We start from the raw sequence: 16,921 nt of genomic DNA, 5'->3' as shown, positions 1-16,921 counted from the left end.
GTCGCTTGCAATCCCGATTAATCTATCAAAAAGAGGAGAGGATTCCATGGAGGTTAAATATTGGGACAACTACCTGGCAGGCTATGAGCAATACATTGAAATACCGAAGCCGACATCAAAGCTTCATAGGCATCGCGAAGAAAAACCAAAAAATAGTAAAATTAACTTAAAGCCGGATTTGGAAATTATTACAGCGTTAGAGCGCTTGGCTGCAGAACATAAAGTGAGTTTAGAATCCGTGCTGCACACGGTCTGGGGAATTCTCCTCCAGAGATATAATAATACGCATGATGTCGTATTCGGGGCAGCGGGGATTAAAGAGCCTCTGCAGCCTTATCCGGTTCGGATTACTTCCGCCCCGCACGAATCCTTGCTTGAGCTTCTTAAGCGTACGGCCGAGAATGCTGCTCAGGCATATAAATATAGAGCGTATTTTGATGCTTCAAGCTCCGAGCCAGAATTATTTTCAACTCTATTCATAACGGCAGATACTGAAACGCAGGACTTATATCAACTTCCTCAGATCCACAACCACGATTTTGTCATCGCTGCAAAATTTACGAAAGACGCTGATAAAGACGCTGATTTAATTATAAGCTTTATTTATAAACACAATGTTTATACTACCTCGTTTGTTCGCTCCATGACTTTACACTTTCTTAATATTTTACGACAAATAGCTTTACAGCCCGCCAAGCTCCTTCAGGAGATCAGCCTGCTTAAGTTAACGGAAGTTCAACGATTGATGCAGGTAAATAAAAATAAAGTAAAATTTCCCCATAACCGGACCATCGGTGATTTATTCAAACAACAGGCCGAACGCGAGCCGGACAGAACCGCCCTTGTGTTTGAGAATAGAAATATAAGCTATCGCGAACTGGATGAGGCTTCGGATAAAGCTGCCTCGTATTTGCTGCAGAGCGGTGTCAAGCCCGGATGCAGGGTGGGATTAATGGCGGAGCGCTCGCCCGGGATGATCATTTCGATTCTGGGGATATTGAAGACCGGTGCAGCTTATGTGCCCATCGACCCGGATTATCCGCGGGAGCGGATAGAATACATGCTGCAGGACAGCGGCGCTGAGCTCCTGTTGCTGGACAAGCATCTGATGAAGCATGGCCAGTGGGGGATCGCTTCGGCAGCCATTGAGGATGCTTTGCAAGCCGGAGCAGAGCCTGCCCGGCGGGAGCCAAGTCATTTGGATTCGTCCCTGCCAGCCTACGTAATTTATACCTCCGGCTCCACCGGGATGCCCAAAGGCATCGTAACCACGCATCGCAACATCGTGAAGACCATGATCAACTGCGGATATATCGAGCTGGATCGCCGCGATAAAGTGCTTCAGCTGTCCAATTATGTGTTCGATGGCTCGACATTCGATATTTTCGGCGCGCTCCTGAACGGTTCCACATTAGTGCTTGTACCGAAGGAGACCTTGCTTAACCCGCTGCATTTAACGGAGCTGATCCGCCGAGAGGAAATTACCGTTACGTTCATTACAACAGCGCTGTTCAACATGCTTGTCGACCTGGACGTCTCCTGCTTCAAGAGCATGCGCAAAATATTGTTCGGCGGGGAGAATGCCAGCATCAAGCATGTGCAGAGGGCTTATGAAATCCTGGGGGATGACCGGATTATCCACGTATACGGCCCAACGGAGACGACGGTGTTCGCTACTTACTATCCGGTTGGCCATGACATTATGGAGATGGAAATAGTTCCGATCGGAAGGCCGATCCATAATACCCAGGTGTATATTCTGGATCCGCTGAATCAGCTTCAGCCGGTCGGGGTGCCTGGAGAATTGTGCATAAGCGGCGAAGGCTTGGCCGAAGGGTACTTGAACAGAGAGGAATTAACCGCAGTGACCTTCGTAGAGAACCCCTTCTCACCGGGAGAACGAATGTACCGAACGGGCGATCTGGCGCGTTGGAACGAGGATGGCAGCATAGAGTTCATAGACCGGATAGACCATCAGGTCAAAATCCGGGGACACCGCATTGAGCTGGGAGAAATAGAAAAGCAGCTGCGCCAGCATTCCGGCGTGAAGGAAGCGATTGTAACCGCCCGGAAGGATGACAGCGGACATGCTTATTTATGCGCTTACTATGTTAGCGGCAGCCCTGGAATGGAGCTTCCTTTAAGGCAATACTTGTCTGAATCGCTGCCCGAATACATGATACCGGCTTACTTCGTCGCTCTGGATAGCCTGCCCCTGACGCCGAATGGCAAAGTGAATCGAAAGGCGCTGCCCGATCCTTCCGCCTCCCAGCAAAGCGATATTCCGTATGAAGCCCCGCAGAGCGACACCGAGCGCACGCTTTCGGATATCTGGAAGCAAATTTTAACGGCGGATCGGATCGGCCGAAGGGATCACTTTTTCGAGAGGGGCGGCCAATCGCTTAAAGCGATGATGCTAATATCCCAGGCGCGGACTGAATTTGGCGTCACTCTCCCCATCCGGGAGATTTTTCAAAGGCCTGTCCTGTCAGACCTGGCTTCCTATATCGATGCCTTGCCCAGGCAGGCAGTCTCCAAGGCGCTGCCAGCTGCCAAGGAGCAGGCCTATTATCCGGTTACTTCCGCTCAGAAGACCATGTTTACCGTCCAGCAGCTGAATCCGCTCAGCACCGGATATAACGTGACGAATGCGTATAGTGTGAGAGGGCGGCTGGATACCGGTCGGTTAGAGCAAGCCATAAGACAGCTCATTCAGCGTCACGACAGCCTCAGAACTTCATTCCATTACGTCCAGGGGGAATTGGTTCAGCAGATTCATAAGGATGTCCCGTGGACGCTGCAACTGATTTCCTCAGACGGGGACCGCAGCATCCATGAACTTGCCGCTGATTTAGTGCGGCCCTTTGACCTGTCGAGCGCTCCGCTTCTGCGTGCAGGCTGCATCCATGTCGACGAGGATGAGACCGTGTTCGTCCTGGATATTCATCATATCGTAACAGACGGAATTTCGATGAACATCATCATGGAGGAGCTGGCGGCTCTGTATGCAGGAATGGAGCCTGATTCACCAGCTATTAGCTATAAGGATTACGCGGTTTGGCATGAGGAATCCCACAGGTCAGGCGATATGCGGACATTGCAGCAGTATTGGCTGCAGCGGCTTGGAGGCGAGCTGCCTGTGCTCAATCTGCCGGCGGATTATCCTCGGCCTCCGGTTCAGGATTTCTCGGGCAGCAGGCTGTGCTTCACGATTCCGCCAGCACTGACGGAGCGGCTGAAGGCTGCTGCGGAGCACCAGGGAGCCACCCTGTTCATGCTGCTGCTGGCCGCTTATCACGTCCTTCTGTCCAAGCTGACCGAGCAGGAGGACATCGTGATCGGCACGCCTGTCGCCGGCCGCAATCACCCGGATTTGGAAAGAGTCGTCGGGATGTTTGTTAATACAGTTCCTCTAAGGAATACATCGCATGCCGGACAGAGCTTCTCCGAGTTTCTGCAATCCGTGAAGGAAGCGGTTCTGGAGGCTTTCGATCATGCGGAATATCCTTTTGAGCGGATCGTCCAGGATCTCGGAACCCGCCGCGATGCGAGCAGAAATCCGCTGTTTGACACGATGCTTGTTTTACAAAACATGGGGCAGCACGAACCTGAATTTCCCGATACCGACGTCAGGCCGCTTCAGGTGGAGCGCAGCTATTCCAAGCTTGACCTCTCCTGGGAGTTCTATGACCGGACCAGCCTGGTCGGCTATGTGGAGTATAATACGGCCCTATTCTCTGAGCCGACGATCGAGCAGACGGTCGAGCTGTTCATAACCGTGCTCGGACAAATCGCCGATGAGCCGGACAAGGCCTTAGCGGAGATTGAACTGCTCAACGAGAGCCAGAGACAGCTGCTCCTGTCTGATTTCAATGACACAGCGAGGGCTTATCCGCACGATAAGACGCTGCATGAATGGTTTGAAGAGCAGGTCAGACTGCATCCGGACCGCAAAGCCGTTGTATCGGACGGAAGGAGCGTGACCTATCTCGAGCTGAACTATTGGGCCAATCGCATTGCCGCAGAGCTGCGCTTTGAGAGGGGCATTCAGCGGGATGAGTTCATCGGCATCATGATGGACAAGTCGATCGGTATGATTGCCGCCGTCCTGGGTGTGTTGAAGGCGGGAGGAGCCTATATCCCGATCGACCCGAATTACCCGGCGGAACGCATTGACTATATGCTCGCAGACAGCGGGGCCAAGCTGCTGATTAAAGACCGGCATAGCGCACGGCCTTCGGGCTATGTGGGCGAACTGCTGGAGCTGGACGGAAAAGACATCGATGCGCGGCCCTGCGACAATCTGGATCATGTAAATATGGCGAATGACCTTGCCTATATGATTTATACCTCCGGCTCCACAGGCAAGCCGAAGGGCGTGATGATCGAGCACCAGGGAGTGTGCAATTTCGCCCTTATAGCGGAGGCCTTCGGAATCAAAGAAGGGAGCCATGTCCTGCAATTTGCTCCATTCAGCTTCGATGCGTCCGTCTGTGAAATATTCCATGCTCTCCTTAGCGGAGCGACATTGTACGTAGACACCAAGGATACAGTTCTCCGGGATTTGCCGGCCTATCTAAGAGCACACGAAATCACTACGGTCATCCTGCCGCCAAGCCTGCTGCGCGCGATTGATTATTCACCGCTGCCCAAGCTGGGGACGATCGTAACGGCTGGGGAGGAGTGCTCGCGGGAGCTGGTAGAAATCTGGGGCCAAGGGCGCACATTTGTTAATGGATACGGCCCGACGGAAGCGACCGTAGGAGCTACGCTTGCGATTTTGTCCGGGACGGAAGGCAAGGTCACGATTGGAAAACCGATGTGGAATAAAAAAATATACATTCTGAACGCGGAGCATCAGCTTCAGCCGATCGGCGTTCCGGGAGAGCTCTGCATCGGCGGGGCAGGCATAGCGAGGGGCTATTGGAACAGACCGGAACTGACCGCGGACAAATTTATCCCCAATCCGTTCCATGAAGGCCGCATTTATAAAACAGGAGATTTGGCCCGCTGGCTGCCGGATGGCTCCATCGAGTACCTGGGAAGAATCGATCATCAGTTGAAGATCAACGGGCATCGAATCGAATTGAACGAGATAACGGAGACTCTGCTGAGCCATCCTCATGTTAAAGAAGCAATCGTTGTCGACCGGAAGGATGATGGCAAGGCTTATCTTGCAGCTTATATTGTACTAAAGGAAGCAGGGGATCAGGATGCCATCCGGCCATATCTGCAGGAGCTGCTGCCGGAATACATGATCCCGTCCTACCTGACCGTACTGCCGGAGCTGCCTTTAACGCCCAACCATAAAATCGATCGCCAGGCACTTCCTGACCCAAGGGGAGCGGTACAGACGAAGGACGACTATGCTGCGCCCGGGAATGAAACGGAAATGCTGCTGGCGGAAATATGGCAGGACGTCTTGAAGCTGCCGAGGGTTGGCGTGACGGATCATTTTCTCGCGCTTGGCGGAGATTCCATCAAAGGAATTCAAATCGCGGCAAGGCTAAGCGCCCGGCATTATCAGCTGGAAATCTCTCATTTATATAAATATCCGACAATTGCCGAGCTAGCGCCGCAACTCAAACGGATCACCAAAGAGACAAGCCAGCAGCCTGTAGCGGGCGAGGTTTGCTTGACCCCGATTCAGCGTTGGTTCTTCGAGCAGAAGCTTCCCGACGAGCAGCACTGGAATCAATCGGTCCTGCTGCATTCTGAGGAGAGATGGGAGGAGCAATGGATCCGGAGAGCCCTGGTCAAGCTGGCGGAGCATCATGATGCGCTGCGGATGATATATAGCAGACGCGGACAAGGCAATGAGGATATCACTAATACAGGCGCAGGAGATCGGATCGATGCACCAGATCACATCCTTCAAATGAACCGGCCTGTAGAGGAGGCGGCCTTCTGCTTCGAGCTCAGAGAATTTCAGCTTGAGAGCGGCGGGGATGCCGCGCAGCGGATTGAACAAGAGGCCGGTGCCTTGCAGCGCAGAATGAACCTGGAGCAGGGAATTCTCATTCAGGCCGCGATTTTTCATGCCGCGGACAGCGACTATCTGATGATCGCGGTGCATCATCTGGTCGTGGACGGCGTATCCTGGCGCATTCTGCTGGAGGATTTCCACGCGCTGTACAGACAGCTTCAGCAGGGCCAGCCGCTCTCTCTCCCTCCAAAGACGGATTCTTATAAAGCGTGGAGCGAGGCTCTGCAGGAGTACGTACAGACGGAAGCCTTCCTGACTGAAGCACGTTATTGGGAGAGGCTCGCGGAGACGTCACTGGAGGCCCTGCCGAAGGACGGTCCCGGGGCAAGGGACTGCACGCTTCAGGAGAGCAAGCTCGTAACGATGGTAATTCCTGCGGCGGAGAGCGACGAGCTTCTGACCAAGACGCATCATGCCTACGGGACGGAAGCGAATGATATTCTGCTTAGCGCCCTCGCTTTGGCGCTCTATCACGGTATGAATGTCCGCTCGATCGCGATCCAGCTGGAGGGACACGGAAGGGAGGAGATGCTCCCGGATATTCGCGTAACCCGGACGGTAGGGTGGTTCACGTCTATGCATCCGCTGGTGCTGTGCCTGGCGTCAAGCGAGATCGGAGAGACGATCAAGCTGGTCAAGAACGCGGTAAGGGAGGTTCCGAACAAAGGTGCGGGTTACGGGGTATGGAAGTATTTCGGACCAGGCCGGGCTGCATATGCTCAGACCGGATTCCCAGCTCCCGAAGTAAGCTTTAACTACCTGGGCGCTTTTGAGGCCGGGGAGGTGCTTGAAGGGTTGAGCCAATCGGCGGCGGTATCCATCGGCGACTCCATCAGCCCATTAACGAAGATGGCGGCCCCCATCGAGATTAACGGTGCGCTTCTTGGAGGCGAGCTTCATTTTACTTTCCGGTACAACCCTTATTGCTTCAAGCCGGAGACGATGGAAGAGCTGTCCAGCCGCTTCTACAGCTCCTTATGCGAAATTAAAGACCATTGCCTGGAGCAAAAAGAGCGGGCGCTCACTTCCAGTGACATTAGCGCCTCTGGAATCGATCAGAACGAATTGGATCTCTTCCTGGCCGGGCTGAATTAATTCCTTCTATTATAAATAGATCAAAGGTGTGATTTTGTGATAGAGAAAAAAAATATTAAGGACATATACGAGCTGTCCCCGCTGCAGCGGGGCATATTGTTTCACTATTTGCAAAATCAGGAATCCCATTCTTATTTCGAGCAAATGACGTTGACGCTCAAAGGTCCAGTCGAGGCGAGCCGGCTCGAGCAGAGCCTGAATGCACTGATTCAGACTTACGACATATTCAGAACGGTATTTGATTACAGCTCCTTCAAGAATCCGGTGCAGATCGTGCTCAAGGAGCGGAGGCTCCCGCTTCAATATGAGGATATTTCCGGGCTGGATCACCGGAGCAGAGAAGAGCATCTAGAGAGGCTCAAGGTAAGCGACCGCAATCAAGGCTTTAACCTGACCTCGGATGCGCTGCTAAGGTTTAAGCTGCTCAAATGGGAGGATGAGGAATACAAGCTGCTCTGGAGCCATCACCATATTCTGATGGACGGCTGGTGCATCGGCATTATATTGAAGGATTTGCTGCAGCATTACAGCAGCGCATCCGCAAGCGGCAGTTCAGCCTCCCCCCAGCAGCCGGCTCCGTACAGCAGCTACGTCAAATGGCTGCAGCAGCAGAATGATCAGGCAGCGAAGCAACATTGGGGCAGTTATTTGCGGGGGTATAAAGGCCGTACCGGCATTCCCTTGCAGAAAGCGGGGAAGTCTGCCGATTATGCGTTTGCCCAGGTCACTTATGAAATCGGCGAGGATTTAACCGGCCGGCTCGCGAAGCTGGCCCAGGCTGCCCAGGTTACGATGAGCTCGGCTTTCCAGACGGTGTGGGGGATTTTGCTGCAAAAATACAATAACACGGAGGATGCTGTCTTCGGTTCCGTTATTTCTGGAAGATCGGCACCCGTACCTGGCATTGATGAAATGGTCGGTTTGTTCATCAACACTATCCCTGTTCGCGTAAAGGGAGAGGACGGGAGCACCATCCTCGAGCTGATGGCTGGCATACAGCGGCATATGCTGGAATCCGAGCAATACAGCTATGTTTCCTTGCCCGAGATGATGGAGCCGGTCAGCGTCCAGGGAGGCGGAATCGATCATGTGCTCGTTTTCGAGAATTATCCGCTTGATCTTCAAGAGCTTCAGGCCCAGGCCCGGTGCCCGTTTGAGATTGCCGGGATCGAAGCCTTCGAGCAGACGAATTACGATTTAGATTTAACCGTCTATCCAGGCGAACGCCTCAAGATCGTCTTTACTTTTAACGAGCATATGTACAGCAACAGCTTCGTATCAAGCATCGGAATGCATCTGGAGCAGATCATTCAACAGGTCACCAGCAGCCCATCCATGCACATAAGGGAGATTGAATTGTTGCCGGAAGAGGAGAGGAAGCGAATTTTGCGGAAATTCAATTCCCAGGGACGGAGTGAAGAAGGGCGCCAGAAGGAGACAGTAATCGGGCGCTTTGAGGAGCAGGTTCGGCTTTACCCGGATCAGACCGCCGTCATGATGGGGGATGAGAAGTACACGTATGCCGAGTTAAACCGCCAGGTTCTTGTGCTGGCTAGGAGACTGCAAAAGCTGGGAATCCGAAGAGGCGATTATGTAGGCCTCCGTCTGGAGCGGTCGGTGCAAATGGTTATCGCGATGCTCGCCGTATTGAAGGCCGGCGCGGCGTATGTGCCGATTATGCCGGAGGAGCCGGTGGAAAGAGTCAACGCCATGCTTCATTACAGCTCATCTGAGTACGTCATCAGCAGCAGGGAGCTTGCTCCGTTACCCGGCATTCAGGCCGGCATGCTCTGGATGGAGGAGACAGAGGGGGAGGGCTTGGCAGCGGCAGCGCAGCAGCTGGAGCCGGCCAGCGTACCGGGGGACGCTGACAGTGTGCCGGAGGATCCGGCGTACATCGTTTTTCAGTAAAAAGATGCAATGCAAGAGAGGGGACGTGGCAATGGCTGAAAATAAAAAAATCATACTATGGCAAAATCATTCGCCGGGCGGCGAAGAGCTCGCACCTACGATGATTCCATACAGCAAAGCGCTCGGCGGCAAGAATACAACCTGGATGAAGGCAGTCCGGACGCTCGAAGAGGAGCTGTCTGTCAGCCTGCTCGAAGAATGCCGGCATGATTACAGCGAGCTCCTGGCGTTCCTGCTGGCTGGCATCCAAGGCTTGCTCTACCGGTATACCGGGGACAGTCAGATCACCATTGGTCTTCCCTATGCCGATTCGGAGAATGCCGGCGGGAGGATGCATATTCTGCTGCATTCCCGGCCAATAAGCGCGAAGGATACCTTTGAGCTGATGATCGAAGGCAATCGGCAGCTAGCTTTGCTGTTATCCGCAGCGCAGGGATTGCCGCTGGAAGAACGGGCGGAGGAGCTTTGCTTGCGGAGGCTTTCCGGGCAGCTTCGGACCCCTGTTCTGGCGGGACTGAGCAATTTTTATCATTTCGAGGATAGCGATTTGGCTCTGGCGGATCTTGCCATCGAGCTGGAGGAGCGGGGCGGCGCTCTGTACCTGGGTTTCCTCTATCGCGCGGATTTGTATGAACAGGCCTTCATCGAGCAGGCATCGAGCCATTTAGAACGGCTCTTGCAAGCAGCCTTGAAGAATCGGCAAACAGAGCTTCTTGTCCTGGACATGCTGTCGGCGCAGGAGAAGAAGCTCGTGCTTGATAACTTTAACCGCCATGATATGGATTACCCGAAGGAGGTTATGTTCCATCAATGGTTCGAAGCCGAGGCTGAGCGTCATCCCGATGCGATCGCAGTCCAATACAAGGAAGAACGGCTGACATACCGGGAGCTGAATGCCAGGGCAAACCAGCTGGCACGGACGCTGCGCCAATGCGGGGTGAAGCCGAATGAATTGGTCGGCATACTCGTGGAGCGCTGCGTCGGCATGGTAGTCTCCGTGCTTGCAGTGTGGAAATCCGGTGCGGCTTACGTCCCGATCGATCCCGAGTATCCCGAGGAGCGGATCCGGTTCATGCTGGAGGATAGCGAGGCGTCAGTTCTGCTTACCCAGCGCCATCTGCAGAAACTGGCCGCCGACTGGTCGAGTGCGGCCGGCAAGGAAGGCAGCGGGGTGCTCTATCTGGAGGATGAAGGGATCTATGACGACGAAACAGCGAATCTGAAGCCAGTCCAGCAAACCACTGACCTGGCTTACGTCATTTATACTTCGGGGACAACCGGCCGTCCCAAAGGGGTTATGATAGACCACTTCAGCTTCATGAATACCGCTGCCGGCTACCGCAGGGAATTCAGACTGGGCGATTTCCCGGTGCGGCTGCTGCAATTGGCCAGCTTCTCCTTCGACGTATTCGTCGGCGACATAGCCCGGACGTTCTATAACGGGGGAGCCATGGTCATTTGTCCTAAAGAGGACCGCATTGATCCGAATCGATTATTCCGCTGGATTCGCGACCAGCAAATTACCGTCTTTGAATCGACGCCAGCCCTGATTATTCCATTTATGAAGCATGTGGCCGATCAGGGGCTCGCCCTGAGCTCCATGAAACTGCTCATTACGAGCTCGGACAGCTGCAGCGTGAAGGATTACCGCTGGCTTCAAGAGCGGTTCGGCTCGCAATTCCGCATTATTAACAGCTATGGAGTAACGGAGGCTGCGATAGATTCCAGCCTGTATGACGAGCCGCTCTCCAAGCTGCCGGATTCGGGGAGCGTCCCGATTGGCCGGGCTGTTCTGAACGCGCGCTTCTATATTGTAGACGAAGCGCTGCAGCCTGTTCCCATCGGCGTGTTGGGGGAATTGTGCATCGGCGGGGACGGCGTAGCAAAAGGTTATTGGAAGCGCCCGGAGCTGACGGCCGAGAAGTTCATCGCCAGCCCCTTCGTGCCTGGAGAAAGGCTGTATCGAACCGGAGATTTGGCCCGCTGGATGCCTGACGGTAATGTGGATTTCGTCGGACGGATGGATCATCAGGCTAAAATCAGAGGCTACCGCATCGAGGTGGGGGAAGTCGAGGCTCATATGCAGAAGGAGCCTTCGGTCCGGGAAGTCGTCGTGGCGGTCCGCGAGGAGGAGAGCGGGGAGAAGGCGCTGTGCGCCTATTACGTCGCAGATCGGCCGATCCGGGGCAGCGACTGGCGAGAACGGCTATCCGCCAGCCTGCCTGATTATATGATACCTTCCTATTTTATCGCGATGGACAAGCTGCCGTTAACGGCAAACGGGAAGGTCGACCGGAAGGCACTGCCTCAGCCCGGCGCCTTGCAGCAGCATATTCAAGCCGAGGTGGCGGCTGGGATTGAGGGTCTGGGAGGCGGACGGCATCCCGTGGTACGGATGAGCGCGAAGGTTACGCACCATGCGCTCCTGGACAGTCAAGCGTTGGCGGAAGCTTATTCGATTCGGCCCGGAGAGCGCATTTATCAGAGCGACTCTGCCTATATGGATGCTTCCTGTCAGGAGATGCTTCTGCCGCTGCTTCACGGAGCCACACTCTGCTTGCCGGAGAAAAGCGGGCTGCCGGCAGAACGATCCGCACAGTATTTACAGGAGAATAGCATCGCCGTTGCGCATCTTGGCGAGGACGAGCTCCGGGCTGTACCGCAGGAGGAGCTGCCCTGCCTGAGGCTGGTCACCACGAATTCCCGGACGGTGTCCCCGGAGCTGATTCATGCGTGGGCAGAGCATAGAAGCTTCTCCGTCCTCTATGGGGCTGCCGGAGCAGGTCCGCTTATCCATGCGTATTACAGCGAGTCTTGCTCCAGTGCTAGTACGGGGCTGCCGCTTCCCGGCAAAGAGCTCTATGTCCTGAACGACTGGCTGCAGCTGATGCCGCCGGGAATTCCCGGTGAGCTGTATGCAGGTGCTGCGGGGATGGAGCTGGCCTTGTATGAGAACGGGATGCCTGAACGCCTCGTCGATCATCCTTGGGTGCCCGGAGCGAAGCTGATCCGAACCGGCATTCTCGCCAGATATTTGGAGAATGGCGAATTGCAATACATCGGGGAGCTCGGTTTGCCGGACGCTGAGGGGGGCTCCGATGCCGAGCGGCATTCCGGCTTGGAGGCGGGGATCAGCTCCCGTGCTGTACGGAATCGGACGGAGGAGCAGCTGCTTCGGATCTGGCAGGAAATCCTCGGACGCGAGCAGATCGGCCTGCGGGAGGATTTCTTTGCCGTCGGCGGCCATTCGCTGCGGGCGATGACGCTATTGTCGCGGATACAGAAAATTTTTCAAGTGGAAATCAGTTTGCAGGCTATTCTCGCCCACCCGACGATCGAGGAGCTGGCCGGCTATATTAAGCAGGCTCAAAGCATCTCGTACCAAGCAATCAGCCCAGCCGAGCAGCAAGCCTATTATCCGGTCACCTCTGTACAGCAAAGATTGTATTCCGTGCAGCAGTTCGCGGGGATCGGAACCAGCTACCACATTCCGCTGCTTCTGGAGCTGAGAGGACCGCTGCAGAAGGAACGCTTGGCTGAAGCGCTGCATGCGCTGGTACGGAGACATGAGGCGTTTCGCACCTCCTTTCATCTCGTACAGGGCGAGCTGATGCAGCAGATCCATGAAGAGGTCGATTTTCGCGTGGAATTCGGGTCAGTGGGCTCTGACGAGGAGCTGGAGGCTTATGCGGAAGGGTTTACGAGACCGTTCGATTTGAGCCGGGCTCCGCTTTTCCGTGCTGCCATCGTCGAGCTTGGCCGGCATAAGCATTATTTGCTGATGGATGCCAACCACATTGTTTACGATGGCCTGTCCGGCGATACGGTGCTGGACGAGCTGATGAAGCTCTATCGCGGCGAGATTCTTCCTGCCTTGCCGATTCAATATAAAGACTATGCGGTTTGGCAGCATAATGCGCTGGAGAAGGGCGGCATGAAACGGCATGAGGAATATTGGCTGGAGCAGTTCAAGGGTCCGCTCCCGGCCTTGGAGCTGCCTGCGGATTATCCGCGGCCGGCCATCAAGAAATTTGACGGAGATCTCGTCACCGTGCCGCTGCCGGAGGAATTGAAAGCGAAGCTGGCCCGGTTCATGGAGGAGCACCAAGCATCCCTGTACGCAACGCTGCTGTCCGTCTATGGCATCATGCTGTCCAAGTACGCGAATGAGGAGGATATCGTCGTCGGTACGACGACGGCGGGCCGCTCTCATCCGGATCTTGAATCCGTCGTCGGCATGTTCGCGAATACGCTTGGTCTGCGGTTGTATCCGGATGCTTCCAAGCCGTTTGCTGAATTTCTGGCCCAGGTGAAGGAAACGGTATTCGGCGCTCTTGAGCATGAGGAATACCCGCTGGAGGAGTTGATCCGCAGGCTGGGGCTGCAGCGGGACATCAGCAGAAATCCATTGTTCGATACCATGTTCGTTCTGGAAGCTCATAGTGCTAGCAGCGAACGATTTATGGGGATCGAGCATAATCTCCATAATCCAAGCTGGAAGTATTCCAAGCTGGATTTGACCTGGTACGTGCAGGAGGGGGCCTCGGGCCAACTGCAAATTTTGGTGGAATACAGCACGCAGCTGTTCATGAAGGCGACGATTCAAAGAATGGCCGGACACTACCTTCAGCTATTGGCCCAAGCAATTGACAACCCGCAAGCGGCGATTCAAGAGCTCGCATGCATTACAGAGGGCGAACGCCGGCAAATATTGACGGACTTTAACAACACCCGGTTTGCGTATCCGCCGTTTCGTCCGCTGCACGTTATTTTTGAGGAGCAGGCGGAGCAGACGCCGGATGCGGTGGCGCTGCTGTACGGCGGCGGGCAAATGACCTACCGGGAAGTGAATGAACGCGCTAATCAGCTGGGCAGAAGGTTAAGGGCACATGGCGTAGGCAGGGATCAGGCCGTTGGCATCCTGTTCGACCGTTCCTTTGAAATGATGATCAGCATACTGGCGGTATTAAAGGCCGGCGGTGCCTATATGCCGCTGTCCCCGGAGTTTCCGCGGGAGCGGATCGAATACATGGCTTCGAACAGCCGCATCAAGCTTCTGCTGACGGAGCGGAAATATGCGGATCTGGCGGAGGGGCTGGCATCCGTCACGATTTATGCCGATCAGCCGGAAGCTTATGGCGAGGACGGCAGCAATCTGGCGCATATCCATCAGGAGCGGGACTTGGCTTACATCCTGTATACCTCCGGATCGACGGGCAGGCCGAAGGGTGTCATGATCGAGCACTATACGGTGTATAACCGGATCGCCTGGATGGTGAAGGAATACGGCATCAGCCGGGAGGATGTTTTTCTGCAAAAGACACCTTATGTGTTTGATGTTTCGGTATGGGAGCTGTTCATGTGGTTTTTTACAGGAGCAAGCCTTTGCCTGCTTCCTGCCGGAGAAGAGAAGGCGCCTGACCGGATGATCGATTGCATGCATCGCAGCGGGGTCACGAGCATTCATTTTGTCCCGTCCATGCTGGGCAGCTTCCTTGATTTCATGGAAATGCCGGCCTATATGGGACAGCTTGCCCGTTTGCGAAGAATCTTTACTAGCGGAGAGGCTTTGCTGCCCAGCCATGTGGCAAGATTTCAGCAGGCCGGACATGCTCAGGCCCGGCTCTACAATCTCTACGGCCCTACCGAAGCGACGATCGACGTGTCTTACTATCACTGTCCCGTGCAGGGAGAGCCGAGAACGGTTCCGATCGGCAAACCGATCGATAATGTGCAGCTGTTCATTCTTAACCGTCAGGATCAGCTTCAGCCGGTCGGGGTTCCCGGGGAGCTGTGCATCTCTGGAGCCTGTCTGGCCCGGGGTTATATGAACAGGGATGACCTGACGCTCGCCAGCTTCGTCCCAAATCCATATCTGGAGGGGCAGCTGATGTACCGGACCGGGGATTTGGCCCGATGGCTGCCGGACGGAAACATCGAATATTTAGGACGCATTGATAATCAGGTGAAGATTCGCGGCTACCGGATCGAGCTGGATGAAATCACCACCAGGCTTCTGGAAATTGAGGGCGTTCGCGAAGCCGCCGCGATAGCCAGGCAGGACGCAGGAGGAGCTCCTTATTTATGCGCGTATTATGTCGGCGCCGAGCAGGGGATTCTTCAGCCTGCAGCAATGAAAAGCGAGCTGCTCCGGTCATTGCCTGATTATATGGTGCCTGCCCACTTCATTGAAATGCCGGCGCTGCCAGTGAACCATAACGGCAAGCTGGACCGGAAGGCACTGCCTGAGCCGGCCTTCACCGTGGAGAAGGAGTATGAAGCTCCGGAGAGTGAGAAGGAACGGCTGCTTGTTGAAATATGGGAGAAGGTTCTGCATGTCGGCCGCGTAGGCGTCAATGATAACTTCTTCGAGCTGGGCGGGGATTCGATTAAAGCGATTCATGTGGCAGCACAGCTGAATCAGCATGAATTGAAGATTGATATGACGGAGTTCTTCCAGAACCCGACCGTGCGAGCCCTTGCTCCTCTGCTCAAGGAAGGAACGATTCGGGCCGAGCAAGGCATTGTGCGCGGCGACGGAACACTAACCCCTATCCAGCAATGGTTCTTTGAACAGCCGGTCTCCAATCGCAATCATTGGAATCAATCGGTGCTGCTGCAGCGTGCGAGCGGATGGGACATCGAGGCGGTCAAGCAGGCGTGGAGCAGGCTGACGGAGCATCACGACGCGCTGCGCATCGTCTTCCGCGAGGAGGAGGGCGGCCGCAGCTTCACCCACCGGGATCCGGATGCCGAAATTTTCGGCTTTGACAGCTGGGTGATCGATGAGGATAACGACATTACCGCTTGGATTCGGGAGAAAGGTGACGAGCTGCATCGATCGCTGGACATCGAGGAGGGGCCGCTGATCCGGTTAGGTCATTTCAGAAGCGGCGAGGGTGAATATCTGCTTATTGTCATGCACCATTTGATCGTGGACGGCGTGTCATGGAGCATACTGCTGGAGGACTTTGCCGCTGTTTACGGCCAAATCGATTCCGGCCAGCCGGTTCGGCTGCCGGCAAAGACGACCTCCTTCCTCGACTGGAGCAAGCAGCTTCAGGATTATGCCGATAGCGATGAATTCCTGAATCAGCTGTCCTATTGGAAGGATATCGATTCCCAGGTCGAGGCATGTGCTGCTCTGCCTGCCGGGGTCCATGCCTGTGAAGCTGGACAGCGTTATAAAGAGGTCGAGCTGAAGCTGGACGGGCACTTTACCGAACAGCTGCTGACGACCATTCATCAGGCGTACCGAACTGAAGTCAATGATATTCTGCTGGCTGCGCTGACGCTGGCAGTCACCCGGTGGACCGGAGAGGAGAGCATGGCTGTTAGTCTGGAAGGGCATGGCCGGGAGCAGCTGATGGCCGGGGTCGACCTGTCCAGAACGGTAGGCTGGTTTACCAGCCTGTATCCCGTCGTGTTCCGCTTGCAGAGCAGCGCCATTCCGCATGTCATCAAGGCGGTCAAGGAGACGCTGCGCAGTGTTCCGCATAAGGGAGCGGGGTACGGCATTCTGCGGTACATGACCTCACCGGGCAGCAAGGGACATCACCGCTTCTGTTCGCAGCCCCGGATTCTATTCAATTATTTGGGTCAGCTGGGGGCCGGGGAAGAAGGCGGCTTCAAGCTATCCGATGCACCGGCCGGCAGTGCGGCGAGCGACTATGTGGAGCCGCTCTACTGGCTTGAGATCAACGGGATGGTCGTGAACGGGGAGCTGAGGCTCGTCATTGGATATGATGCCGCCAAATTCGACCTTCGTACGATGGAAGAGCTGCGCAATTCCTTCAAGGAACATCTGGAGCAAGTGATCCAACACTGCGCAGAGGCAGAGGGCACCGAGCTGACGCCGAGCGATTTCTCGGCCCGGGAGCTCAGTTTGGAGGAGCTAGACGATATCTTTGAAGCATTAAAACAATAGCT

General features: G+C 55.0%; 3 protein-coding genes. All 3 read left to right on the top strand.

Translation table 11 applies throughout. From position 1 onward, the window contains the following. Positions 1-46 precede the first annotated feature (46 nt). From BN2762_RS20320 to BN2762_RS20310, 3 genes are read left to right on the top strand one after another with little or no spacing between them, the layout of a single operon-like run. Positions 47-7,081: a non-ribosomal peptide synthetase gene (locus BN2762_RS20320; protein WP_055108694.1), complete on the top strand. Its 7,035-nt coding sequence runs from the start codon at positions 47-49 to the stop codon at positions 7,079-7,081. 36 nt (positions 7,082-7,117) lie between these two features. Next, entirely contained in the window at positions 7,118-8,992 is a 1,875-nt protein-coding gene (locus BN2762_RS20315) for a condensation domain-containing protein (RefSeq protein ID WP_055108693.1), read from the top strand. A 31-nt stretch (positions 8,993-9,023) separates the two neighbouring features. Beyond that, complete coding sequence (locus tag BN2762_RS20310) at positions 9,024-16,919, top strand: non-ribosomal peptide synthetase (protein WP_055108692.1); 7,896 nt, start codon at positions 9,024-9,026, stop codon at positions 16,917-16,919. The last annotated feature ends 2 nt before the right edge of the window (positions 16,920-16,921 follow it).

Origin of the sequence: Paenibacillus ihumii, assembly GCF_001403875.1 — a bacterium.
In the GTDB taxonomy this organism is placed as follows: domain Bacteria; phylum Bacillota; class Bacilli; order Paenibacillales; family Paenibacillaceae; genus Fontibacillus; species Fontibacillus ihumii.
Note: the sequence above shows the minus strand (reverse complement) of the source record. Positions and strands in the feature narration are given on the sequence as shown.